Annotated in this window: 20 protein-coding genes; 13 read left to right on the plus strand and 7 right to left on the minus strand. The window is 61.9% G+C overall.

Annotated features, from left to right (window positions below; translation table 11 throughout):
* The first annotated feature begins 25 nt into the window (after window positions 1–25).
* The 9 genes from J7557_RS02445 to J7557_RS02485 all read left to right on the plus strand — a co-directional run bounded on the left by J7557_RS02445 (window position 26) and on the right by J7557_RS02485 (window position 9,531).
* Window positions 26–871, plus strand: coding sequence for an outer membrane protein assembly factor BamD (locus tag J7557_RS02445; RefSeq protein WP_291416985.1), 846 nt, complete (start codon window positions 26–28; stop codon window positions 869–871).
* Between the two features lie 225 nt (window positions 872–1,096).
* Window positions 1,097–1,510, plus strand: coding sequence for a hypothetical protein (locus J7557_RS02450; RefSeq protein WP_291416987.1), 414 nt, complete (start codon window positions 1,097–1,099; stop codon window positions 1,508–1,510).
* 48 nt (window positions 1,511–1,558) lie between these two features.
* Window positions 1,559–2,236, plus strand: a complete 678-nt coding sequence (locus J7557_RS02455; RefSeq protein ID WP_291416989.1) for a class I SAM-dependent methyltransferase — start codon at window positions 1,559–1,561, stop codon at window positions 2,234–2,236.
* 263 nt (window positions 2,237–2,499) lie between these two features.
* A complete protein-coding gene (recN, locus tag J7557_RS02460) occupies window positions 2,500–4,170 on the plus strand; it encodes a DNA repair protein RecN (protein ID WP_291416991.1) in 1,671 nt (556 codons plus the stop codon).
* Window positions 4,171–4,320: 150 nt separating this feature from the next.
* Entirely contained in the window at window positions 4,321–6,522 is a 2,202-nt protein-coding gene (gene ligA / locus J7557_RS02465; RefSeq protein WP_291418272.1) for an NAD-dependent DNA ligase LigA, read from the plus strand.
* Window positions 6,523–6,543: 21 nt separating this feature from the next.
* Window positions 6,544–7,830, plus strand: coding sequence for a hypothetical protein (locus tag J7557_RS02470; protein ID WP_291416993.1), 1,287 nt, complete (start codon window positions 6,544–6,546; stop codon window positions 7,828–7,830).
* Entirely contained in the window at window positions 7,830–8,351 is a 522-nt protein-coding gene (locus tag J7557_RS02475; RefSeq protein WP_291416995.1) for a hypothetical protein, read from the plus strand. Before J7557_RS02470 ends, J7557_RS02475 begins: the two co-directional genes overlap by 1 nt.
* Before the next feature lie 10 nt (window positions 8,352–8,361).
* Window positions 8,362–8,829: a DUF3828 domain-containing protein gene (locus J7557_RS02480; protein WP_291416997.1), complete on the plus strand. Its 468-nt coding sequence runs from the start codon at window positions 8,362–8,364 to the stop codon at window positions 8,827–8,829.
* Window positions 8,830–9,039: 210 nt separating this feature from the next.
* Window positions 9,040–9,531 (plus strand): hypothetical protein, encoded by a 492-nt coding sequence (locus tag J7557_RS02485; protein WP_291416999.1) that lies wholly within the window; start codon window positions 9,040–9,042, stop codon window positions 9,529–9,531.
* Window positions 9,532–9,735: 204 nt separating this feature from the next.
* Here J7557_RS02485 and J7557_RS02490 read toward each other — a convergent pair whose 3' ends face one another.
* Window positions 9,736–11,553: an aminopeptidase P family protein gene (locus J7557_RS02490; RefSeq protein ID WP_291417001.1), complete on the minus strand. Its 1,818-nt coding sequence runs from the start codon at window positions 11,551–11,553 to the stop codon at window positions 9,736–9,738.
* 104 nt (window positions 11,554–11,657) lie between these two features.
* Between J7557_RS02490 and J7557_RS02495 the strand changes: the two genes are divergently transcribed.
* Both J7557_RS02495 and J7557_RS02500 read left to right on the plus strand, forming a co-directional pair.
* The gene (locus J7557_RS02495; RefSeq protein WP_280114012.1) at window positions 11,658–11,792 is read left to right on the plus strand and encodes a hypothetical protein; all 135 of its coding nucleotides are present in this window, start codon (window positions 11,658–11,660) and stop codon (window positions 11,790–11,792) included.
* 118 nt (window positions 11,793–11,910) lie between these two features.
* On the plus strand, window positions 11,911–12,042 hold the full coding sequence (locus J7557_RS02500) for a hypothetical protein (RefSeq protein WP_280114011.1): 132 nt from the start codon (window positions 11,911–11,913) through the stop codon (window positions 12,040–12,042).
* Between the two features lie 135 nt (window positions 12,043–12,177).
* Here the strand turns inward: J7557_RS02500 and J7557_RS02505 are convergent, their stop codons facing one another.
* From J7557_RS02505 to J7557_RS02520, 4 genes are all read right to left on the minus strand, one after another.
* Complete coding sequence (locus J7557_RS02505) at window positions 12,178–13,047, minus strand: 50S ribosomal protein L11 methyltransferase (RefSeq protein WP_291417005.1); 870 nt, start codon at window positions 13,045–13,047, stop codon at window positions 12,178–12,180.
* Between the two features lie 97 nt (window positions 13,048–13,144).
* Window positions 13,145–14,890 carry a diguanylate cyclase gene (locus tag J7557_RS02510; RefSeq protein ID WP_291417007.1) on the minus strand — a complete coding sequence of 582 codons (1,746 nt, stop codon included), beginning with the start codon at window positions 14,888–14,890 and terminating at the stop codon, window positions 13,145–13,147.
* Window positions 14,891–14,972: 82 nt separating this feature from the next.
* Window positions 14,973–15,290: a heavy metal-binding domain-containing protein gene (locus J7557_RS02515; RefSeq protein WP_291417009.1), complete on the minus strand. Its 318-nt coding sequence runs from the start codon at window positions 15,288–15,290 to the stop codon at window positions 14,973–14,975.
* A gap of 33 nt (window positions 15,291–15,323) precedes the next feature.
* Window positions 15,324–17,663, minus strand: a complete 2,340-nt coding sequence (locus J7557_RS02520; RefSeq protein WP_291417011.1) for an ATP-dependent helicase — start codon at window positions 17,661–17,663, stop codon at window positions 15,324–15,326.
* A gap of 201 nt (window positions 17,664–17,864) precedes the next feature.
* Between J7557_RS02520 and J7557_RS02525 the strand changes: the two genes are divergently transcribed.
* Both J7557_RS02525 and J7557_RS02530 read left to right on the plus strand, forming a co-directional pair.
* Window positions 17,865–20,039: an esterase-like activity of phytase family protein gene (locus tag J7557_RS02525; protein WP_291417013.1), complete on the plus strand. Its 2,175-nt coding sequence runs from the start codon at window positions 17,865–17,867 to the stop codon at window positions 20,037–20,039.
* A 157-nt stretch (window positions 20,040–20,196) separates the two neighbouring features.
* Entirely contained in the window at window positions 20,197–23,826 is a 3,630-nt protein-coding gene (locus J7557_RS02530; RefSeq protein ID WP_291417014.1) for an AsmA family protein, read from the plus strand.
* On the opposite strand, the gene J7557_RS02535 is transcribed toward J7557_RS02530, so the two are convergent.
* Both J7557_RS02535 and J7557_RS02540 read right to left on the minus strand, forming a co-directional pair.
* Window positions 23,807–24,037, minus strand: a complete 231-nt coding sequence (locus tag J7557_RS02535) for a ribbon-helix-helix domain-containing protein (protein ID WP_291417016.1) — start codon at window positions 24,035–24,037, stop codon at window positions 23,807–23,809. The two genes, J7557_RS02530 and J7557_RS02535, sit on opposite strands and share 20 nt — an antisense overlap.
* Before the next feature lie 15 nt (window positions 24,038–24,052).
* On the minus strand, window positions 24,053–24,544 hold the full coding sequence (locus J7557_RS02540) for an SspB family protein (protein WP_291417019.1): 492 nt from the start codon (window positions 24,542–24,544) through the stop codon (window positions 24,053–24,055).
* Window positions 24,545–24,556: the final 12 nt, after the last annotated feature.

A 24,556-nucleotide genomic window follows, 5' to 3' on the forward strand; every position in this document is an offset into this window, starting at 1 on the left:
TGGAAGTTTGAGAACGGGGCACTTCGTGACTGTTAAAGTTGTAAGCCAGATGGCGAACCGGGTTGCCCGTTTTGCCGCTATGGGTCTGTTCGCTACCCTTCTCACCGCTTGCGCCGGCATGAACCTTTTTGGGCCTCCCAAGCTCAAGGAAGCGCCGATCGTTCCGGCCGCCGCCCTTTATCAGGGCGCGCTGGATGATATGGATCGTCAGTATTACCAGACTGCCATCAAGAAGCTCGAGCAGCTCGATCGCCAACATCCGCGTGATGCGCTGACCGAAAAGAGCAAGCTGATGCAGGTTTATGCCCATTATCGCATCGGCAAGTTCAACGAAGCGATCCTGGCTGCCGACCGCTACATGGCGCTTTACCCGAACGGCAAGGACGTTCCCTATGTCCTCTGGCTCAAGGGCACGTCCTATTATGGTCAGATCAAGGACATCACCCGCGACCAGCAGCTGTCGCGCGATGCCATCGACACCTACACCCTGCTGATTTCGAACTATCCGAACTCGGAATATGCCAAGGACGCCAAGGAAAAGCTCCTCGTCGCCTATGACCAGCTTGCCGGCAAGGAAATGTCCGTCGGCCGTTACTATCTCGGCAATGGCGAATATACCGCCGCCATCAACCGCTTCCGCGAAGTGGTCGAAAAGTGGCAGACGTCCACGCATATCGAAGAGGCCCTTTATCGCCTGACCGAAGGCTACCTGCTGCTTGGCCTTACCAATGAAGCCATGTCGGCCGCCGCCGTCCTCGGCCACAACTACCCCTCGAGCGACTGGTACAAGCGCGCCTTCGAACTTCTGGGCAAGCAGGGCCTTGCGCCCCAGCTCAACTCCGGCAGTTGGCTTGCCGCGCACAAGAGCTGAGTCTTTTGTAATCTGAATTCGAAAGGGCCCTCCGGGGCCCTTTTTGTTTGGGTCGGCTACGCGCGGTGAGGGCCCTGAGTTTCTCGTCGGCAAAAACCTAACCTTGATCGTCACCACCGGGCTTGTCCCGGTGGTCCATGCCGAGGCGAGGTGGATTGCCGGGCCAAGCCCGGCAATGACGAAGGGAGGGTTTCTCCCAGCGACGCCGAGCGCTAAGCTCGGCCCATGGCCTCAAAGCTCACCATCCCCGCGCAATTCCTTGGCGTCCCATACAACGCCGCCATCCATCCCGGAGTGGTGCATCCGGACGATCTGTCGACCGGTGCCAATTGCCAGGTTTTCGCGTACGCACTCCTCGCTCATTTCGGCATCGCCTTTCCGCCCCTGCGCTCAAGCGAACTCTGGGCCGACATAGAGCATTCCTGGGTGGTCACGGAGTTCCAGCCGTTCGATCTTCTCCTCTTCGGTAAAACCGCCGATGCCTTCGGGGCCCATGTTGCTGTGCATATCGGCGAGGGCAGGGCGATACATCTGTCCCGCGCCGTCGGCTTGCCTGTCGAGTGGGCCATTGAGGACTTCGCTACCCATGAGAATTATCGCGTGCTGATCGGCGCTAAGCGCCCGCACGCCAAGGTTTGACATCGACGACCTCAAGCCCCATCTCCCGGGAAACGGAGCGCCAGACCAATGCCCCCATCCCCCTTCGACGCCCAAGCCGCCCGCCACTATGCCGAAGGCCCGCCGCGCCAGGTGCCCGGTTTCGCGGGACTCCATCGCATGATGAACCTGCTTCTCGCCGAGACGCTACCGCCTGACGCAAACATTCTCGTCCTCGGCGCCGGCGGTGGTCTCGAGCTCAAGGCCATGGCTGATTTCCGCCCCGGCTGGCGCTTCTCCGGCGTCGACCCTTCTGCCGACATGCTGCAGCTCGCCCGCCAGATCACCGCCGAACACGCCACCCGCATCGATCTCACCGAAGGCTATATCGACGCTGCCCCCGAAGGCCCATTCGATGCCGCCACCAGCCTTCTTACCTTCCATTTCATCCCGCGCGACCAGCGCCTTGAAACGCTCCGTCAAATCCGCAGCCGCCTCAAACCCGGCGCGCCCTTCATCCTCGCCCATATCAGCTTCCCGCAGACGGAACCCGAGCGCTCGACCTGGATCGCCCGCCACGTCGCCTATGGCCAGGCCGACGATGTCGACCCGGCCACGGCGGCAAAGGCCCGCGAAGCGATTGGCACCCGCCTGACGATTCTCTCGCCTGATGAGGAAGAAGCCATGCTCAGCGAAGCCGGATTTGCCGCCATCAGTCTCTTCTACTCAGCCTTCAGTTTCCGAGGCTGGGTGGCTTATGCACGCTAGGGCGCTGGCCGGCCATCTACTCCCGATTGTCACCCCGGCGAAGGCCGGGGCCCATCCTGAGATCTCGAGATGGGCCCCGGCCTTCGCCGGGGTGACAGTTTGTGGGTGCCGCAGCCACACCCCCATAACCCCAGTTGCCATTTTGTTCTTTTTCTCTATCATGTCTCCCCATTCGCATTGCTGTGCGAAAGTTAATCGCCGCTGACGCCGGGCCGGCACTCAAATGCTATGAGGAAGGCCCGACAGGCCTTGGATAGATCCGCATGCTGAACGCGCTTTCGGTTCGCAACATTGTCCTTATCGACCAGCTCGATCTGGCGCTTGACGAGGGCATGACCGTCCTCACCGGCGAGACTGGTGCTGGCAAATCCATCCTGCTCGATGCGCTGACCCTGGCCCTTGGCGGCCGCGGCGACGCTTCGCTTGTCCGGCAGGGGCAGGAGAGCGGGCAGGTGGTCGCCATGGTGCAACTGCCGGCCAATCATCCGGCCCGTGCCCACTTGCGCGACAATGCTATTGCCGACGACGAGGAGGTGATCCTCCGCCGCGTACAATTCGCCGATGGCCGCACTCGCGCCTTCATCAACGATCAGCCGGTTTCCGCCGCCCTGCTGCAAAAGATCGGCAGCCAGATCATCGAAATCCACGGCCAGCACGACGACCGGGCTCTCGTCGATGTCGCCACCCATCGCGCCGCCCTCGATGCCTTTGGCGAACTCGCTGCGCCCGCCGTCGCCGTGCGTGAGGCCTGGGCCGACCTCGTCGAAATCCAGCAGGCGGTGCGCGAGCAGCAGGCTCGCGTCGCTGAAGCGCTTGCTGCCGAAGACTATGCCCGCCACACGGTGGAAGAGCTTGAAAAGCTCAAGCCCATCGAAGGCGAAGAGGCCGAATTGGCCGAGCGCCGCCAGCAATTGCAGCAGGCCGAGAAGTCGGCCGCCGATCTCATCGAGATCGACGAAATCCTCAACGGCCCCAACGCCCCGTCGCCGGCTCTGTCCGGCCTGATGCGCCGCCTGCTGCGCAAAATCGACGGCGGCGCCGAACTTTTCCAGCCCATCGTCGATGCGCTCGATGCCTCGCTCGCGACGCTCGACCGCGCTGGCGAGGCCCTGGAAGATCTGCAGCGCCAGATGGCCTATGATCCGGCTGAGCTGGAAGGTGTCGAAGAGCGCCTCTTTGCCCTGCGCGCCGCTGCCCGCAAGCATCAGGCGACCTGCGACGAGTTGCCCGCCATTCTCGAAAAGTATCAGGGTGACCTCGATACCCTGCAGAGCGGTGAAAGCCGGCTCAAGGCGCTGGAGGCCGACGAATCCCGCGCCCGTTCGCGGTACCGCGAAGTCGCCGAAACCCTGTCATCGGGCCGCGCCAAGGCCGCCAAAGCCCTCAGCAAGGCTGTCGAAGCGGAATTGCCTGACCTGAAACTCGGCGCCGCCAAGTTCATAGTCGATCACCAGATCGAAACGGACCGCGTCGCCGCTGCTGGATTCGATCAGATTGCCTTCCACGTCCAGACCAATCCGGGCACGGCCGCCGGTCCCTTGCTCAAGGTTGCTTCGGGCGGCGAACTGAGCCGTTTCCTCTTGGCCCTGAAGGTCGTTCTCGCCGATCGTGGTTCTGCGCCGGTCCTGATCTTTGACGAAATCGACACCGGCGTCGGTGGTGCCGTAGCCGACGCCATCGGCCGCCGTCTGGCGCGCCTCGCCAAGACCGTGCAGGTTCTCACCGTCACCCACGCGCCGCAGGTCGCCGCCCGTGCCAATCGGCATCTGCTCATCGAAAAGCAGATGGTGGAGGAGGGCGCCTTCATGCGCACCCATGTCCGCCCCCTTGAGCCCGATTCCCGGCAGGAAGAGGTCGCCCGCATGCTGGCCGGCGCCGAGATCACCTCGGAAGCCCGCGCTGCTGCCAAGAAATTGCTCGCCGCGGTGAAATAACCCACGTCGCCGCCGAGGCGTCCATCATCACCGCGTCATTCTCGCGAAAGCGGGAATCTCATGGCGTCGGGGAGGGATTCCCGCTTTCGCGGGAATGACGCCGTGGCTAAATACGTTTGTCTTCTCTGTGCCGAGTGCGCCATGTCCGACCTGTCCCAAAAGCCCGCCGCCGATCTCACCGAAGACGAAGCCCGGCTTGAGCTCGAACGGCTCGCCGCCGCCATTGCTGCGGCCGACATCGCTTATCACCAGAACGATGCGCCCGAGATCACCGATGCGGCCTATGACGCTCTGGTCATCCGCAATGCCGAGCTCGAAGAAGCCTTTCCCGAGCTTGTCCGCCCCGACAGCCCCACCGGCAGGGTGGGCGCTGCGCCTGCCGAAGGCTTTGCCAAGGTGCGTCATGCCGTGCCCATGCTCAGTCTCGCCAAGGCCTATACCGATGAGGACGTCGTCGATTTCATCGAGCGTGGTCGTCGCTTCTTCAAGCAGGACGAGGGCCTCGAAATCGCCTTCACCGCCGAGCCCAAGATCGATGGCCTTTCCGCCTCGCTGCTCTATGAAGACGGTGTTTTCGTCCGCGGCGCTACCCGCGGTGACGGGGCCGTGGGTGAGGACATCACGGCCAATCTCAAGACCATTGCCGATATTCCGCACAAGCTGAAAGGCTCAGGCTGGCCAAAGAGCATCGAGATCCGCGGAGAGGTCTACATGACCTATGCCGAATTCCAGGCGCTAAAGGAGCGCTCGGCCGCCGTCGGCGGCCAGAATTACGTCAATCCGCGCAACACCGCCGCCGGCTCCTTGCGTCAGAAAGACCCCAGCGTTACTGCCAGCCGAAATCTCAAATTCTTCGCCTATGCCTGGGGCGCGACCACGGAAGACCCGGCGCCGACCCAATACGAGGCCGTACAAAAGTTCGCCGAATGGGGTTTTGCCGTCAGCCCGCTGATGCAACGCGCCAAGACGGTCGAAGAGCTGATCGCCCAATATCACAAGATCGAGGAACTGCGCTCCTCGCTCGGCTACGATATCGACGGCGTCGTCTACAAGGTCGACCAGCTCGAACTTCAACGCCGCTGGGGTTTTGTGACCGGCGAGCCGCGCTGGGCCGTGGCCCATAAATTTCCTGCCGAACAGGCCATGACCGTCGTGCGCGATATCGAAATCCAGGTCGGCCGCACCGGCACCCTGGCGCCCGTCGCCCGGCTCGATCCCGTGGGCGTCGGCGGCGTCACCGTCGTCAACGTCACCCTCCACAACGAGGACTATATCGCGGGACGCGATAGCAATGGCCTGCCGATCCGCGAGGGCAAGGACATCCGCATCGGCGACACCGTCGTCATCCAGCGGGCAGGAGACGTGATTCCCCAGATTGTCGATGTCATCCTCGACAAGCGCCCGGCTGCTGCAAAACCCTATGAGATGCCGCATACCTGCCCGGTCTGCGGCTCGCCTGCCGTGCGCGAAATCAACGAAAAGACCGGCAAGGAAGACTCCCGCCGCCGCTGCACCGGGGAAATGATCTGCCCCGCCCAGGCAGTAGAGGGTCTGCGCCACTTCGTCTCCCGCGGCGCCCTCGACATTGAAGGGCTTGGCGCAGAAAACATCGACACCTTCTTCAATGCCGGCCTGATCCGCACCGCTGCTGACATTTTTACTCTGAAAGACCGCCGCCCCGAGGTGCAAAAGGCGCTCGCTGAGCGCCGTGAGGAACAAGCCAAGGCCCGCGAAGCCGCCTCCGGCAAGACGCGCAAGAATGTCCGTGGCGTCGAAGACCGCAACTATGAAGGCCTCGACAAGCTCTTTGCTGCCATTGACGCGCGCCGCAATCCCGAGCTCGACCGCTTCATCTTCGCCCTCGGTATTCGCCATATCGGGGAAACGACGGGCGCTGTCCTCGCCCGCACTTTTGGTTCGATCCAAAAGCTCGAAGAGGCCGGCAAGGAAATGGTCGCCGCCGAAGACCCCATGGCCGTCTTCCCCTCCACCGACGGCATCGGCAGCACGGTGGTGGAAGCGCTCGTCACCTTCTTCGGCAATCAGCGCAATGTCGATGCTCTCGATGCCCTGCTGCAGCAGGTCACACCCAAGGACTATGTCGTCACCATTTCGGCCGATAGCCAAATTGCTGGCAAGACGGTGGTTTTCACCGGCACGCTCGAAAAAATGTCACGATCCGAAGCCAAGGCTATGGCCGAACGGCTCGGGGCCAAGGTCGCGGGCTCGGTTTCGGCCAAGACCGATATTCTGGTCGCCGGCCCCGGCGCTGGCTCGAAACTGAAGACGGCGCAGGAGCATGGCGTCGAAGTCATCACAGAAGACGAGTGGTTCGCGCGCGTCGGCAGATAGTTTTTGAAGGGAGGGGATCGCATGAGGATTTTTGTAGCCGCAGCAGGTTTGGCACTCGCTCTGACCGGCGCCACACAAGCCAGCGAGGCGGGCGATCAGCTCGCCCAAAGCCTCTACGATGGCACAATCAGCGATCTCGCAGCCCGCTCCACAGCCGCTTGCGAGGCCGGTGAGGGCGATGCCTGCTTTACCCTCGGCCTCGATGGCTTCATCGCCGCCTACGAAACTTTTGCTCAAGGCCTTTATCGCCACGGCGCGGTCACGCCCAATTCCCCCGCCATGGGCATGCTGCTCGGCATGGGCCTCGATACGCCCACAGCGCCAGCCAATCCCAATCCCGAGCCGCTGACCTACGAACAGTTCCGCGATCTCCTCGACACCTTTTCCAAAACGCTCGACATCGCCGCCGGCCATATGAAGCAGGCCGGAGAAGGCACGCCCTTCGTCATCCACATCGACCCGCTGCAAGTTCGCATCGATCTCGACGGCAATGGCGAGGCTGGCGCCGCCGAAACGCTCGGCGCACTTCTCGGCGAGGCGGGAGAGTTCGTCAATATCCCCGCGCCCGATGCCCCGCCGCCGGGCAAGACCAAGTCCAAGGGCACCGAGCCGACGGAAAACACCATCATCGGCTTCGACAATGCCGACGCCATCTGGTTTGCCGGCTACGCCAATATCAGTGCCACGCCGGTCGAAATCATCCTGGCGCATGATTTTTCCGATTTCTTCAACGCCTATTTCCACCGCATCTTCCCCAAGGCCGGCCTGCCCATGCAGGAGTTTTCGCGCGGTGAAGGCACTCTGATGATGGATGCCGACAGCGATGCCTTCATCGCTGATATCGTCGCGGCCATTCACACCGCCGATTTCCCCGTGATCGACCAGCCCCGCCTCGCCGCCGTGCTCGGCCGCCTCAGCGCCATAACCGCCCTCAGCCGTCAGAACTGGGAAATGATCCTGGCTGAAACAGACGACGACCGCGAACTGCTGCCATCGCCGACCCAGACGTCCCTCGTGCCCGATCAGACCATCACCGAGGACGTCGTAAAAGCCTGGTTCGCCACTCTCGATCAGCTCGATCTGATCATCAATGGCGAACTGCTGCTGCCGCATTGGCGCTTCAGCCAGGGTTTTAACTTGAAAACCTATTTCGAAACGGCGACCGAAACCGACCTCGTCATGCTCTTCACCGGCCACGCCGCCTTGCCCTATCTCAGCGATGGTCCGGTCGCCGATGCCGCCGCCTTTGCCGAGCTCAACCGTGTCATGGGCGACGAATGGCCCATGTTTGCCCTGTGGTTCAATTGATGCTGCGCGCGCTACCGCTCCTCGGCCTCTCCCTCCTGGCGCCGCCGGCTTTCGCCGCACCCATTCCCGTCTTCGACGAGCCCAAGGCTCTGCTCGAAGCGATTTACGGGCAGATCGAAAGCTATGAAGAAGCCTATACCAGTGGCACGTTCGACCCCGACGACAGTTTCGACGACGTGGACTCCTTCTCCACCCACCTCGGCACGCTGTTGCGCGAGGCCGACGAAAAACTTTTCGCCACCGGCAGCGAAATGGGCGCCCTCGATTTCTCGCCCTTCATCAATGGCCAGGATTCTGGCGGCCAAACCTATGTCATTCACGATCCCAAGGTGAAGGGTAGCCGCGCCATTGGTGACGTTGAGATCCTGCTCTCCGGCGACCCGCTCTATACCATCACCTTCCAGATGGTCGACGAAGGCGCCGAGCGGGGCTGGAAGATCGACGAAATCCTGCTGCCCAACGGTGAATCAGAAGGCACCTGGCCCCTGTCCGAATATCTGGCCAATCCGCTGGCCCAATAGGAGTTTTCAAATGCGTCGCCTCGCCCTTGTTCCCGCCTTGCTGCTGGCGTTCGCCGCTCCAGCCTTCGCCCAGCCCTATGCAACGCCGCAGGAACTGCTCGAAGCCTTCTACGAGCCCTATTTCTCCGGCGATTTTCCTGAGTTCGAATCCGATTTCCGCTCCGTCGCACTGAACGCGCTTTACGAGGCCGACGCTGAAAACACCCCCGAGGGCGAAATCGGCGCGCTTGATTTCGATCCCTATATCGACGGCCAGGATTTCGATCTGGCCGATCTCGTCATCGGCGAGCCGGAAGAGAGCGAAGGTTTTGCCACGGTGGACGTTACCTTCACCAATTTCGGCGAACCGCGGCACATCGTCTACGACCTCGTCTACGAAGATGGCGGCTGGCGCATCGATGATCTCGCAGGCGAGAACGCCGATTTCTCCTATCGCCTCAGCGAGATTTTTGCAGAGGCCGCCGCGCGCTGGGAGTAGGGGCGCAACACCTACCCCAAGTGACGTGTCATCCCCGCGAAAGCGGTGATCTCCGTTTTTGGGACAGGGATTCCCGCTTTGGCGGGAATGACTTCGCGTTTCATTGGGGTAACGGCTTCAGGCATCCTTCCTATCAAAGAATTAATCCCGCAGCCGCAATTCGGCCCAGCCTCGCGGCAATCGTGCGCCCGAATTTGCAATGAGGGCACGATGAAATCAGCGATTCTCGCTCTGGTGCTGCTGGCAATGCCGCTGGCCCCGGCTTTGGCCGCAGAGACCTATTCCGATCCCAAGGCGCTGGTACAGGCCATTTATGATGGCTATCGGCCCGGCGCGCCGCATGGCGACCCCGCGGAGCACTATTCCGCCCGGCTCAAGGGCATTGCCCAACTGGCCGAGGAAAACGCTCATGTCACCAAGACTGCAGGCTCCGAACTCGATCCGGTCGCCGACCCGACCTTCAATCCCTTCCTGCCCGATGCCAGCGCATTGCTCTTCGATCTCAACATCGGCGAGCCCGCGCGCCTTGATGGCCGCGCCGTGGTGACGGTTACCTACCACAATTTCGACCAGCCGCGGCTCCTCGCCATTTCGCTGGTCGAAGAAGATGGCAGTTGGAAAGTCGACGATGTCGCCTCGATGGGGAGCGATGTCCCATGGCTACTCAGTTGGGCTCTGGCGGCTGATCCCTACGCGATGTGAGGGGCACTCCCTCACCGTGAAGCTGCGACGCGAATTGCTTCACTCGTGGCGGAAACATGGTCCCCCACCGTCGTCACCGCCGGGCTTGTCCCGGTGGTCCATGGGATCTTGCAGCAAAGGATGGATTGCCGGGACAAGCCCGGCAATGACGACGAATGGGAGATGGGTGGGATCTGCTACCGGCCGGCCCGGCGCGGTTGCGCTCTAAATCGCCGCCGTCGCCGCCTCCAGCCAGGCCTTCACATCGCCTGAAACCTTCGGCCCAATCTCCGAGCGCACCTTGGCGTGGAAATCGTTCAGCCAGCCACGCTCTGGCTCAGTAAGAAGCCCATTGTCGATCAACCTGACATCGATCGGCGCCAGCGTCAGCGTTTCAAACTCCAAATAGCCCGGAAAACCCTCGGCTTCCCGCACCACCACGAGGTTCTCGATGCGGATGCCGTATTCGCCGGCCTTGTAGAAACCCGGCTCGTTGGAAATCACATTGCCAACCTCAAGCGGCAGGGGATAGCGCGGCGCAATGCCGATCGGGCCCTCATGCACCCCGAGATAGGCGCCCACGCCATGGCCGGTGCCGTGATTGTAGGTAACGCCGTCGGCCCAGAGGAATTGCCGCGCCAACACGTCGATCTGCGCGCCGCTGGTGCCCTTGGGAAAGCGCGCCATGGAAATGGCGATCATGCCCTTCAACACGCGGGTATAGCGGTCCTTCTGCTCAGCCGTCGCCTCACCGGTCGCCAGCGTGCGGGTAATGTCGGTCGTGCCCGAAAGATACTGCGCGCCGCTATCGACCAGCATGATCTCGCCGGCATTGAGTTTCCGGTCAGTCTTGGTCGAAACGCGATAGTGGACGATGGCCCCATTCGGCCCTGCGCCCGAAATCGTATCGAAGCTGGCGTCAACGCAGCTTTCTTCCTCGCGGCGGAAGGCCTCCAGTGCGGTGACGATACCGATTTCGGTCAATTCGCCCTTCGGTGCTTCACTATCGAACCAGCACAGGAATTTTGCCAGCGCCACGCCATCGAGCCGGTGCGCCTCGCGCATGCCGGCCAGTTCCGCCTCGTTCTTGCGCGATTTGGGCAGCAAAACGGGATCGCGCTTTTCGATCAGCTTTGCGCCGGCTCCGGTCAGCGTCTCAGCAATGGCAATGGGCGCGCTGGCCGGATCGACCAGCACCGACTTGCCATTCTTGCCCAGCTTCTCCAACGCCTTCGTCAGCTTCTTCGCCGCTTCGATCTTGGCAATGCCATCGAGCGCGGTTTCCAGTTCCGGGGTCACCTTGGCCGGATCAAGGAACAGCGTCGGCTTGCCCTTTTGCGGCACCACGGCAAAGCCGAGCACGAAGGGCGTATTCGGCACGTCGCGGCCGCGAATATTGAACAGCCAGCAGATGGATTCGGGCAGGGTGAACACCACTGCATCGGCGCCGTCATCGCCCAGCGTCTTCTGCAACTGCGCGATCTTGTCCTCGGCGGTCTGCCCAGCGCGGTTGTGGCCGAGAATTTCGATAGCACCAGCGGGCGGCGCCGGGCGATCGCTCCAGACGCTGTCGATGAAATTGTCATGGGCCACAACCTTGGCATGGCCCTTGAGCTTATCCGTCAGGTCGCGCACTTCGCCCGGCGTGTGCAGCCAGGGATCATAGGCAACGACCGCGTCCTTCTTCACATAGGGTTTTGCATCGATCGCCAGGCTCGTCACCTCGTGCACATCCACCAGCTTGGTGTCCGTCTGTGCCGGCGCCTGCAGCGTGTAGCGGCTATCGATGAAGAGGTGCGCGTCCTTGAGGCCAACCAGTGCCAGCCCGGCCGAACCGGTAAAGCCCGTAACATAGGCAAGACGCGCTTCGCTTGGGGGGACAGATTCGCCACGATGCGCATCAGCGCGCGGCACGAGGAAATAATCGACACCGGCCGCCTTCATCGCCTTGCGCAGCGCGGCAAGCCGCGGGGCCACCTGGCTCGGCTCTGACTTTTCCTCAAAGCTCTGAAATTTTGCGGGAGGGAAGGGGGAGGTGGTCATGCGTATCATCCCGACTGCGTCGCCGTCATGGCTGGCTTGTGGTTCCTGCGCTGGTGAAAGCGCCCGGGGAACCTATCTTATTGTGCGGAACCAGGAGACGAAAAATGAGCAAAGAGAGTAATTTCTTCCAGCGCGCCCTCAACGCACTGGTCGAAGGCCGCACCCGGCAGGCCGAACGTTATGTCGCGCAGTATGCGCGCGATCACATGCGGTCTGAATCGAAAGTGAACAAGCGTTAACTGCGCCTTGCATGAGTGGCATGGCTGGTCTGTCACCAAGCCTCTAACGCAGGGCTGAGAAAATAGGTAAAACCCAACTCGACGCTAGGCAATAGACCTACGTCGCATGGAGTAAAAGATGACTGAGAGCAAGAACGGTTTCCGCAACGCACTGGGTGGTCTGATTGACGCTCGTGGTCGCGAAGCGTCTCGCCAGGTCAGCTACCGCATGCAGCACCAGCTGATCGGCGCCGTAACCAAGCGCCCCTAAGCGGCAGCTAGTTACCTGTTGACGATCCGACGATCCCCGAAGCCTGCTTCGGGGATTTTGCTTTTTGGGGGGTAGCAGATCCATAACGAAAGGGGCGCTCGCGCGCCCCTCGATGCTACCAGTCTGCTAACGAAGTCAGCGCTTTTCCAGCACCAACGTTGTCCAGTCCTTGCGCTTGAGGTGATCCACCAGCCGGAAGCCGGCCAGCTCATAGGCGGCGATGACGCCATCGGCCTGGGTGTTGAGAATCCCCGACAGAATCGCCGTGCCGCCAGACTGAGCGATCCCGCCCATACCCGGCGCCAGCTCGGTGAGCGGCCCAGCCAGAATGTTCGCAACGATCAGATCATAAGGCGCCCACGCCGCGATCTCGGGATGATCGAGCCCCGTCGCCTCGATGGAGTCGATATTCTCGCCGACGCCATTTTCCTCAGCATTTTCAATGGTCGTCGTCACCGCGATGGGGTCGATATCCGTCGCCAAAATCTTGCCGCCCAAGCGCTTCGCCACTGCAATCGCCAGCACACCGGTACCGGTGCCGATATCGATGACTGCCTTGGGTGTCGTCTTGGCCAACAGCATTTCGATGGCTTCGAGGCAACCCGTCGTCGTCTCGTGATGCCCGGTGCCAAAGGCCTGAGCCGCATCGATTTTCATCGGCGTCAGTCCCTCGGGGATCGGTCCGGTCTCGTGGCTGCCATAAACGTAAAAACCGCCCGCGATCACCGGCGCCAGGCCTTCGAGCGACTTGGCGACCCAGTTGATCTCCATGTCGATTTCCTCGACGGAAAAATCCACAGCGCCGCCAAGCACTTGGCTTGCCAGTTCATTGAAGGCGTCAATGTTGGGCGGGCTGTCGCAGGTGGCTTCAAACACCCATTCGCCCGTCTCCTCGATCTCATGCGCCGAGGCAGTCAGGGCCAGATCGTCGCGCTCCATGACCGCATCGACCAGGGCATAGGCCTGTTCCTTGGTGAGGGTCGCGGAAAGCTGGTCGACGGACATGGCAGGTAATCCCGGGTTATTTGCCGCCCTAGTTGCGGCAGGTGGCGCGGCGAGTCAATGCCGTGCCATATCACTTTGATTTATCAGGGAAATGACTTCAGGCGCGCTGGCGCGTCTGGGGCGAAAAGCCCTCGGTGACGATGCAGTTGCGACCCGCGCCCTTGGCCATATAGAGCCGCTGATCGGCGAGCGAGAAGATGTCGTCCCAGTCCTGAGCAGAACCGGCGGGCCGCATGGCGACGCCGAAACTCGCCGTAACCTTCAAGTCCAGCTTGCTTTGCACCGCTGTCTCGCACAGCAAAATGCGCAGGCGTTCCAGAAAGTTATAGGCGGTAATGTCGTCGGCCCGACGCAGGATGAGGACAAATTCCTCGCCACCAATGCGCGCCAATGTGTCACCGGTCCGCAGTGCGCCATCCATCAGCCGCGCCACGCCCGAAAGCACTTCGTCGCCCACGGCATGGCCATGGGTATCGTTGACGACCTTGAAATGGTCGATGTCGAACAGCACGACAGCGAGGGATTCCCCGATCCGGTCGGCCCGGCGGAACATGGCGCCGACCCGGCTCAGCAGCGCGCGGCGGTTGAGCAAGCCCGTCAGCGTATCGGTCTCGGCCAGCCGGCGCAGACGGCGATTGAGACGGCGCTGCTCCTCTTCGAGTACGCGCTTTTCCGTCAGGTTCTGGCGCAAAACATCGAGGCCGCTGAAGATGTTACCGACTTCGCGCGCCATGCCTTGCGGCAGTTCTGGTCGGCCGTGGTCTCCGCCGGCCAGCGCCAGCACATCGTCATGAAGACGCATCAGCGGCGAAAACAACGTGCGCCGGAAGACGACAGCGACGATCACGAGCACCGCCAAGATGGCCCCGGTCAGCAGTGCCGCACTCACCAGTGCCTTCAATGAATTTTCGGCATTGCGATGCATGGCTGCGACCGAATGGCTGACGACGGCCGTTCGCAACAGTTCCGAGCTGCGCATGCCGGGAACATAGTCTGCCGTCAGCGCCGCGGGGGAGAGCGAGTTGTAAGCGGTATGGTTCTCCGCCGCGTCGAGCGCCAGGAGGAGCGCGCCATCGAAGAAATCGTGCTGCACCGCCTTGACCAGGTCGGCGATCTCGGGATCGGGCAGCAGCTTGTCCGCCTGGCTCACGCTGGTGGACCAGAGGCTGCGGATGATGCCTTCGGTCGCCTGCATCCGCTGCAGATACATCGGATCCCGCTCCGGCGGCGCCACGAGGGCCATGACAACGAAGGAACCGAGACGGCCTTCCTGATCGCGCAAGGTGCTGGCGCTGTTGGCGAGCATCAGTTCGCCGGCAAGACTTGGCGTCTCGACCATGAGGTGGCCGCTGACGAGATCGCGCAGCGTCGTGGCCGCGTCGGCCGCGGTAAACATGGCCAGAATGCCACGGGCAATTTCGCGCGGGTCGCGTTCGGCAAAGCTTGTATTGGCGGCAAAGTCCACCTTCTGGCGGCCATTGGCGAGGTCGGCATGCAAGCGCGCTAGCGCCGGGCCGCATTCGTCGTCAATGAGCGTACCTTCGAACACCGCTTCCATGCGGCTCACGGCGGCATCGGTCTCTGCGCGCTTGGCGGCCAGTTCGGCGCGGCGGGCAGCGGCGTCTTCGTCGGTCGCGCCCATGGCCGAATTTGCCGGCCCGCGTTCCGAGGAAATGGCGTTCACCGCTTCGAGCAGGGCGCTGAAGCGTTCGAGTTCGTAGGCGCCATGGCTGTGACGTTGGTAGTCATTGAAGTTGGTGAGGACTGCGGTGCCGCCCAGCAGCAGGCAGCCAATGGCCGCGGCCGCAATTCCCATCCACTGCAGGTGCTGTATTTTGAACACGACGGACCCCACGCACTGCGCTCATGAAAGCACGAGTGGTTCTGACAAGGCGTGAACGCAGGTGGTTAATTGAGTTTGGCTATCAGATAAGTACGGCGGTGCCGGAGACGGAAACCATGAGCATGGAGCCGCCCTGGCCGACGACCTCGTAATCGATATCGACGCCGACGACGGCATTGGCGCCGAGACGCTTTGCCTCGTTCTCGAGTTCGGCAAAGGCCTCGCGGCGCGCATCGCGCAGGGTGGATTCATAGGCGCCGGCACGGCCGCCGACGATGTCGCGAATGCCGGCAAACAGGTCCTTGAAGATATTGGCGCCAACGATGACTTCGCCGGTCGCGATGCCGAGATATTCCTTGATCTGGTGTCCCTCGAGCGTCGGTGTCGTCGAAATGATCATCGGTGATGCCTCCATGCCCCGAACGCGTCGGGACTAGCCTTTCTGGATGAAGCTTTCGAGAACTTTCTTGGTTCCGGCCTTCTCGAAATCGATCGTCAGCTTGTTGCCCTCGACACTCATGACTTCGCCATAGCCGAATTTCAGGTGAAAGACGCGCTCACCGGGCTTGTAGCCGCTCGATTGGCCGCCGAGGTCGACCGACCGCGCCACCAGTTCACCCTCAATGGTGAGGGGACCGCCACCCTTGCGATTGGCTTGGTTGGCGCGCGCGCGCTGCCAGCCCGGCGTTTCATAGACGCTCTCGAAGGGATCGGCCTTGTTGAAACGGCTGGCGGCACCGCCGCCATAACCGTAGCCGCCATAGGCGGAGCCCCGGTCGGTCACGACCACAGCGTCCGGCGGCAGCTCATCGACAAAGCGAGATGGCATGGCAGATTGCCACAATCCATGAATGCGCCGGTTCTGCGCCGCTGAAATGCGCACCCGCTTGCGGCCTCTCGTGATCCCCACATAGGCCAATCGTCGCTCTTCCTCGAGCCCGGCGCGCCCGCTTTCGTCCATCGAGCGCTGGCTTGGAAAAGTGCCTTCTTCCCAACCCGTCAGGAAAACCGTGTTGAATTCCAGACCCTTGGCCGAATGGAGCGTCATGATGGTCACGGCATCGCTGGCTTCGGCACTGTCGCGATCCATGACCAGAGAAATATGCTCCAGGAAACCACCAAGCGTCTCGAACTCTTCCATCGAGCGGCTGAGTTCCTTGAGGTTTTCCTTACGCCCCTGGGACTCGGCGGATTTGTCGGCTGCCAGCATGTCCATATAGCCGCTCTCTTCGAGGATCTGCTCGACAAGCTGGTAAGGCGGCAGGCTCTCCGCGCGGTATGCCCAATTGTGGAACTGGTCGACAAGGCCACGCAGGGTCGTGCGCTGCTTGGGTTTCAGCTCTTCCGTGTCGATCAGCATGCTCGTTGCCGACAGCAAGGGTACGCGCTGATGGCGCGCCGTTTCCATCAGCGTCTTCACCGTGGCATCGCCGAGGCCGCGCTTCGGCACGTTGATGATGCGTTCGAAGGCCAGATCGTCGGCCGGCTGCGCCACGAGCCGCAGATAGGCGAGCGCATCGCGGATTTCCTTGCGCTCATAAAAGCGCGGGCCGCCCACAACCCGATAGTTCAGCCCCAACGTAATGAAGCGCTCTTCAAGTTCGCGCATCTGGTACGACGCGCGCACCAATATCGCCATCGAGTTCAGCGGCTCGTTGAGACGCTGATACTGCTCGATCTCTTCGCCGACCGTCCGCGCCTCTTCCTCGGAGTCATAGACTTGCGTGAAAGAGATCGGCTCGCCGGCCTCGGCGATGTCGGTATGCAGGGTCTTGCCGAGCCGGCTTTCGTTGTGAGCGATCAGTGTCGAGGCAGCCTTGAGGATATTGGCCGTCGACCGGTAATTGCGTTCGAGTTTTATGACTTTTGCGCCGGGAAAGTCCGTTTCGAAGCGGAGGATATTGTCCACCTCGGCGCCGCGCCAGCCATAGATCGACTGGTCATCGTCGCCCACCACGCAGATATTGGCTTCCGAGGCGGGTTTCCCCTGGGCGAGCAGACGTAGCCAAAGGTATTGGGCCGTGTTGCTGTCCTGATATTCGTCGACCAGCATGTATTTGAATTTGCGGTGATATTCGGCGAGAACGTCCGGTTGTTCTTTGAACAGCCGAATACACTCTAACAGTAGATCTCCGAAGTCAGCGGCGTTCAGAGTCTTCAAGCGAGCCTGATATTGGAGGTAAAGTTTTCCGCCCTTGCCATTCGCAAATCCAATATCGCCTTTTTTGATGACCTCGTCGGGTTGAAGGCCCTGGTTTTTCCAAGAATCGATTGATGAGGCCAATACTTTTGCTTGCCAACGCTTTTCATCGATGTTTTCGGCTTCCAGCAATTGCTTGAGAACCCGAATTTGATCGTCTGTATCGAGAATAGTAAACGTGGATTGGAGGCCTACTAGCGGCGCGCGCTCGCGCAGAATGCGCGAAGAAATCGAGTGAAACGTGCCAAGCCAGCGCATACCTTCGACGTTAGAGCCAACAAGCTGACCAATGCGTTCTCGCATTTCGCGAGCCGCTTTGTTGGTGAAGGTTACGGACAAAACGTCCCACGGCTTGGCCAATCCACTGTTGAGAATATGGGCAATGCGCGTCGTCAGCACGCGCGTCTTGCCCGTGCCCGCTCCGGCAAGCACCAGAAGCGGGCCTTCAGTCGTCAGCACGGCGTCTCGCTGCTCGGGGTTGAGGCCGCGCAGATAGTCCGGCACTTGCCGGTTCAACTGGCTCGTGATCGGGCCGCCTTGGGGACGGGGCAGGGGGTGGATTTCACCGGGCATCAGGGGCCTTTCCGTCGCGCGGGGCCGGGGTAGGCACGCTCTGCGCGGGATTGACGAATCTTATTTTGTTCTCGTTCGCAATATAGGGTTCCGACGCTGCGATGTATAGGACGCGCTGCCGTCACCGATCCGTCATGCAACTGTCACCGGGAGGTCTTGGCCCGCCTCTATGCGAATGCGCATTCATTAGGGGGACCTCACATGAATACGCCACGTTTGCTGGGTGCACTGACTGCTGCCCTTCTGGCCTCGACCGTTTCGGCCAATGCTGCTGAGTACTTTAATCGTGTTGCCAGTTTTCCGGTCGCGCTCAACGCGCCCGAAGCCGAAGGCACGTCTTCGGAAATCATCACCGCGACCGACGATGGCATGACGCTGATCTATTCCGACAGCCCCAATGGCGGCATCGGCTTCGTCGACATCACTGACGCTGCAGCCCCCAAGGCCGCCGGCTACATGGATATGGGCGGCGAACCCACCTCCGTGACCGTCATCGGTGGCAAGGCCTATGTGGCCGTCAACACCTCCGAGTCCTTCACCAATCCGTCGGGCAAGCTGGTTGTTGTCGATATCGCCGGCAAGTCCGTCGATGGTGAATTCGATCTCGGTGGCCAGCCGGATTCCATCGCGCACAACAAGGACAACACGATCCTTGCCATCGCCATTGAAAACGAGCGCGATGAAGACGTGAACGATGGCGCCATCCCGCAGGCCCCGTCGGGCTTCCTGGTTCTGGTGACGCTCGCTGACGGCGTGGTCACCCAGGATAACGTCAAGAAGGTTGAGCTGACTGGCCTTTCCGCCATTGCTCCCGATGATGCCGAAGCCGAATTCGTCTCGTTCAACGACAATGACGAAGTCGCCGTCACCATGCAGGAAAACAACTACGTCGTCATCGTCGACGCCAAGACCGGCACGGTCACTGGCGGCTTCGAAGCCGGTGAAACCGGCGTTGCCGGTGTCGATACCAAGAACGACGGCAAGATCGATTTCTCGGGCGAGAACAAGGTTGTTCCGCGTGAGCCGGATGCCGTGAAGTGGCTCGACAACGACCGTCTCGTTGTTGCCAATGAAGGTGATTGGAACGGTGGCTCGCGCGGCTTCACCATCTTCAACCGCGATGGTTCGGTTGCCTTCGACTCGGGCAATGCGCTCGACGTCAACGCTGCCCAGATGGGCCACTACCCTGACTTCCGCAACAAGAAGGGCGTCGAGCCGGAAGGCCTCGAAGTCGCGACTTTTGGTGACAGCCAGTACATCTTCATCGCCGAAGAACGCTCCTCGCTGATCGCCATCTACAAGGACACTGGCGCCGAGCCGGAATTCGTTCAGTCGATCCCCTCGGGCATTTCGCCGGAAGGCCTCGTTGCCATCCCCGAGCGTAACCTTCTCGCTACGGCCAACGAAGTCGACCTCCGTGCTGACGGCCTCGCCGGCTCGCACGTTATGGTCTATGAGCTTTCCGAAGGCGAACCGGCCTATCCGCAGCTCGTCTCCGAGCTCGACGAAGACGGTCACCCGATTGGCTGGGCTGCCATTTCCGGCGCCGTTGCCGATGCTGAAAAGCCGGGCATTCTCTATGCCGTCAGCGACAGCGTCCTCTATGGCGCTCCGGCGATCTTCGAAATCGACGCGACCGCTCACCCGGCCCGCATCGTCAAGAAGACCGTCATCACCCGCAAGGGCGAAACCGCTCAGAAGCTCGATCTCGAAGGCATCACCCTCGATGGCGAAGGAGGCTTCTGGCTCGCCAATGAAGGCGACAGCGACAAGCTCGTGCCGCATGCCCTGATCCATGTCGATGCCGAAGGCGCGATCCTGGCCGAAGTCGGCTTCCCGGTCGGCCTGCTCGCCGGCCAGAAGCGCTTTGGCGCCGAAGGCGTCGCCGCCATCGGTTCGGGCGACGAACAGACCCTGTGGGTCGCCATGCAGCGCGAATGGGGTGATGACGAAGCTGGCTTCGTGAAGCTCCTTTCCTACAAGCCTGCCAGCAAGGAATGGGCTGCCGTGCGCTACCCGCTCGAAGCTGCGCCGGAAGGTGGCTGGGTCGGCCTCAGCGAAATCACCATCCATGGCGACTATGCCTATATCGTCGAACGCGACAACCAGATCGCCGACAAGGCCGGCCTCAAGGCCATCTACCGTGTCCCGGTCGCCGAACTCGCCGGTGCCGAACTCGGCGGCGAACTACCCGTCGTGACCAAGGAACTGGTGCGTGACCTGATCCCGGACCTCGCTTCGAACAATGGCTATGTCGTCGACAAGGTCGAAAGCTTCGCCATCGACTCGACCGGCAAGGGCTATGTCATCACCGACAATGACGGTGTTGCCGACTCCTCGGGCGAGACCTTCTTCTGGTCCATCGACCTCGAATAGGCTGCCCTCACACGAATAATCAGCGGCCGGACGAGAGTCCGGCCGTTATCATTTGAACGGATTGGATTCTTGTGCGGGATTCGCGTGGCTCGCACTTGCACGGGGACGGCAAGTCCCTACACTCGCGCTAGGAATCTGACATTCAGTTAGAGAAGCCGTGCTCAACCGGATCTACATCATCGTCGGTATTATCGCGATCCTGGCGCTGGCCGGCGCCTTCATTGCGCCGCGCTTCATCCAGTGGGGCGACTATCGCGATCGCATGGAGATGCTGGCCGAGGGCGTGTTCGGAACCGAAGTCACCATTCGGGGTGATATCGATTTTGCCCTTCTCCCGGCGCCTCGGCTGGCTTTCTCCGATGTGGTGATCGGTCCCGCGGACAAGCCTACCGCCACTGTCGGAGCCGTCGAAGCGCAGTTCGCGCTGATGGATTTTCTGCGCGACCAATACAATCTCTCCGCGCTTATCCTCAAATCGCCCGCGATCGCCTTCGAGCTCGACGAAAATGGCCTCCTCACCAGCGGCGTGGATCTCTCTGGCGCAGGGCAGGGCGTAGCACTCGACCAGGCCCGCATCGAGAGCGGGCGCCTGACGCTGACGGATCGCCGGTCCGGCTCGACCTACGAACTCACCTCCATCAATGGCGACCTCCGTCTTGGCAGCTTTGCCGGGCCCTTCCAGTTTCAGGGCAACGCCAGCCGGGACGGCACAGCCTATAGCTTGCGCCTCAATAGCGGCTTGGTCGATGATGTCGGTTCCGCCCGGGTTTCCGCTTTCATCGCCGAGGCCGCTGGCCGTGGTTCTCTGACCCTTGATGGCGCCCTCGTTACGGGGCAGGCGCCGAAATTCGACGGCACGATGATCCTTAAGCAGGCGCCGCCGCCGGCCGAGCGCGCCGAGCAGATCCGCGGCAATCTGGTGCTGGAAAGCAAGGTCGCTGCCTCGACTGACCGGGTCGTTCTCAATGGCTATACCCTGCTGCCGGATGAAAACCGGGCTGGCATGCGCCTTACCGGCGCGGCCAGCATTCAGCTCGGCGCGCGCACGTCGTTCGAAGCGGTGGTGTCGGGTGGCGTCTTCACCCTGCCGCCGCGCGATGCCGAGGAAGATGCGAGCCTGATGCCCTATGAACTGGTGCGCCTTCTCGGCGAATTGCCGGCGCCGCCGCTGCCGCCCATTCCGGGCGAGATCGGCATCGACCTCGCCGAAATCGGCCTGCGCGGCGCGGCTTTGCGCAATGTGCGCATCGATGCCAGCACCAATGGCGATATCTGGACCATTTCCAGCGCCGAGGCCGAACTGCCCGGCAATAGCCAGGTCAGCCTCACCGGCGCCCTGCGCAACGATAGCGGCGTCGCCGGTTTCAATGGCGACATCATCATCACAACCACGCGCCTCGACGCCCTGAGCCAGCTCTGGCGCAAGGCGAGCGAAAACAGCCCGCTTTTCAATGTCCCGGCCGAACTCTCTGGTCAGGTCATATTAGCCGGCGATGCGCTCGGCTTTTCCCATGGCCGGCTCGTGCTCAACAACAAGGTCCATGCGCTCGAGCTGCGCCTGGGCTTTGGAGACGAACCGCGCCTCGACCTCGTCGGTCGCTTCGACGATCTCGCTCCTGGTGACAGCGCCATTCTGGCCGCCATGTTCCCCGATCCGAACAGCGACCGCACTTTTGGCACCAGTTTTCCCGAAGGCAGCTTTTCCTTCAATAGCCAGACGATCCGCATTCTCGGCCTCGAGGCACAGGACCTCATAGCGGAGGGCAGTTGGTCCGGCTCGGGGCTGCGCTTCTCCAGGCTTGTCAGCAGCGATTGGGGCGGAATCGGCATCAATGCCTCAGGCGATCTGGCGGGAACGCTGGCCAACCCAGCGCTCACCGGCTCTGGCCATGTCGATGTCGGCGCCGCCAATGCCCCGGCGCTCGACGCGATCTATGGCTTCCTGGGCGTGCCGACCAATTGGCGCCCGGTGCTCGATCGGTCCGTGCCCGCTTCGCTCGATTTCGCGCTGCTCGGTGGCGACAATCCCGGCTCGCAGCGTTTCACCCTCAACGGCACTGCGGGCGTCGCGCATCTCGATCTCGCCATCGATATGGCGGGCGGCCTCAGCGGCGTCTCGGAAGGCCATGTTCAGGTCATCGGCTCGCTCGAAGCCAGCAAAGGCGGCGATCTCGTTCGCCAGCTTGACGCGTCCGATATGTCGCTGTTCTCAGGCAATGAATCCGCCTTCCTCAGCCTTTTTGCAGAGGGTGATGCGGCCGCCGGTTTCGATGCGCGCCTTTCCATCGGCCAGGGCAACGAACTCCTGGCCTTCGGCGGCGAGCTTTCCGTTCTTGAAAGCGGCGAACTGGCCGGCACCGGCACGCTCGATGTGGCGCTCGATGATGGCTCCGGCCTCGCGGCGCTGGCTGGTGGCACGGGTATCGGCCTGGGGTCGCTTCAAGCCAGTGCCGGCGTCGAATTCTATGGCCTCCAGTCCATCGCCGTGACCGGCATTGCCGGCACCTCGGCCGGCACAGCCTTTTCGGGCGATGTGGCCGTGGAGCAGGTGGCGCTGCGCCCCAGTGTGCAGGGCGCGCTGCATTTCGATCGGTTGTCGGGCCAGGGCCTTGCCGCAGCATTGCTTTCGCCCGTCGCCCTTGTCCCCGGTGACGGCCTGTGGCCGGAAGGCCCACTCGCTGCCAGCAACAGGACCCGCACCACGCGCGGCGCCATTGCCATAACGGCCGGCGAGATCGCGCTGGGCACTTCCATGCTCACGGATGCGGCCTTTGACCTCACATGGGACCAGCAGACCCTGGCCATTTCCAACCTCAAGGGGTCGATCGGCGGGGGCAGCCTCAATGCCACCCTTAGCCATTGTTGCGCGGGACCGTTGACCGATCGGACGATTACCGGCCGCGTGTCGCTGGACAATGTCGCGATTACCTCTCTCCTGACCTCCGACGCCGCATCGGGCCTTTCTGCCCGCCTCACCGGCAGCGGCAGTTTTGAAGGCACCGGCGCCTCGCTCGCCGAAGTCGTTTCGAGCCTTGCCGGCGAAGGTAATTTCTCGCTCGCCGATCTGTCGCTCGACAGGCTCAATCCAGGCGTTTATCCTGCCCTTGCCGGGCTGCAGGATGTGCTCAATATCGACGCCGAAGCCCTCGATATTCTCATCGATCAATCGCTGGGGCAGGGACCTTTCACCGCGTCCAAGGCGAACGGCGCCTTTGCCATTGCCGGCGGCACCTTACGCCTTGCCAATCTGATCATCGAGGGCAGTGGCGCCCGGCTGGCTGGCGGCATCGATTTCGCTCTCTCCTCGCTTGGGCTCAATGGCAGCTTTGTGCTGACCCCGTTCAGCTATGTCGATCCGTCGGGTCTCATCGAAAATGACGCGGCGCGGATTGTCGCGCGGCTGAGTGGCACCGTCCTTGCGCCGGTCGTCGAACTTGATACCACCGAACTGATCGCCGCCATCCAGGTCCGCGCAAACGAGCTAGAGGTCGACAGGCTCGAAGCCCTGCGTATCGAAGACGAGGAACGCCAGCGCGCGGCCGCTGCCGAGCGCAATCGGCTGATCGAGGAACAGCGCCGCAAGGCCGCCGAAGAAGCCGCGGCGCGCGCTGCTGCCGAAGAGGCCGCCCGCCAGGCACTGGAGGAACAGCAAGGTACGCGCGCAACCCCGCCAGTTGAGGCCCCGGACACGCCGGCACCGGCAGCCCCCACCCCGCCGCTAAACCTGGGCTTTCAGCCCGGCGTGAATAATTCGCCCGCCGGGCCAGTCAATCTGCTTTTTCGATAGGTTCCCCCACCTGAGCCCGATACCACGCGAGGATCGATAGTCGAATGGCGGAGGAGAGGTTGGCCGCTTCCCGCGTCTCGTCGATTTCCCGCACCAGACCGGCAAGGCTCAGTCCGCGCACCGAAGCGATATCTTCGAGCGCAAGCCAGAATTCGGGCTCAAGAGCTATAGAGGTGCGGTGGCCGGCGATCGAGAAGGACCGCTTCTGCATCAGCCGGTCCGAAAATCAGGGCTTCTTGCGAAAAGCGTCGAGGCTGACGACCTTTTCGCCGCTCTGCTCGCCTTCCGCAGTTTCACCCTTTTCGGTGCGTTCTGCCTTGGCATCGGCTGCGTCTTCTTCCGAGCCATCCTCGCGCGGCGCGGTGGCCGGGTCGAACTGCAGGCCAAACTGTACTGAGGGGTCGAAGAAGCCCTTGATGGCGGCAAAGGGGATCACCAGCGTTTCGGGCACGCCGTCGAAGCTGAGGCCGACTTCAAAACCGGTCTCGTTGACCTTGAGGTCCCAATACTGGTTTTGCAGCACGATGGTCATTTCCTTGTCGTACTGCGTGAGCAATTTCTCGCTGAGGCGCACGCCGGGCGCGCGGGTGGCGAAGGAAATGAAGAAGTGATGTTCGCCGGGAAGACCAGTGCGGGACACTTCGGCCAAAACCTTGCGCACGACGCCGCGCAGGGCTTCCTGGGCGAGAATGTCGTAACGCAGATGATCTTCGGCCATTTTAGTTCCTTG

It is taken from the genome of Devosia sp. (assembly GCF_017744655.1).
In the GTDB taxonomy this organism is placed as follows: Bacteria; Pseudomonadota; Alphaproteobacteria; order Rhizobiales; family Devosiaceae; genus Devosia.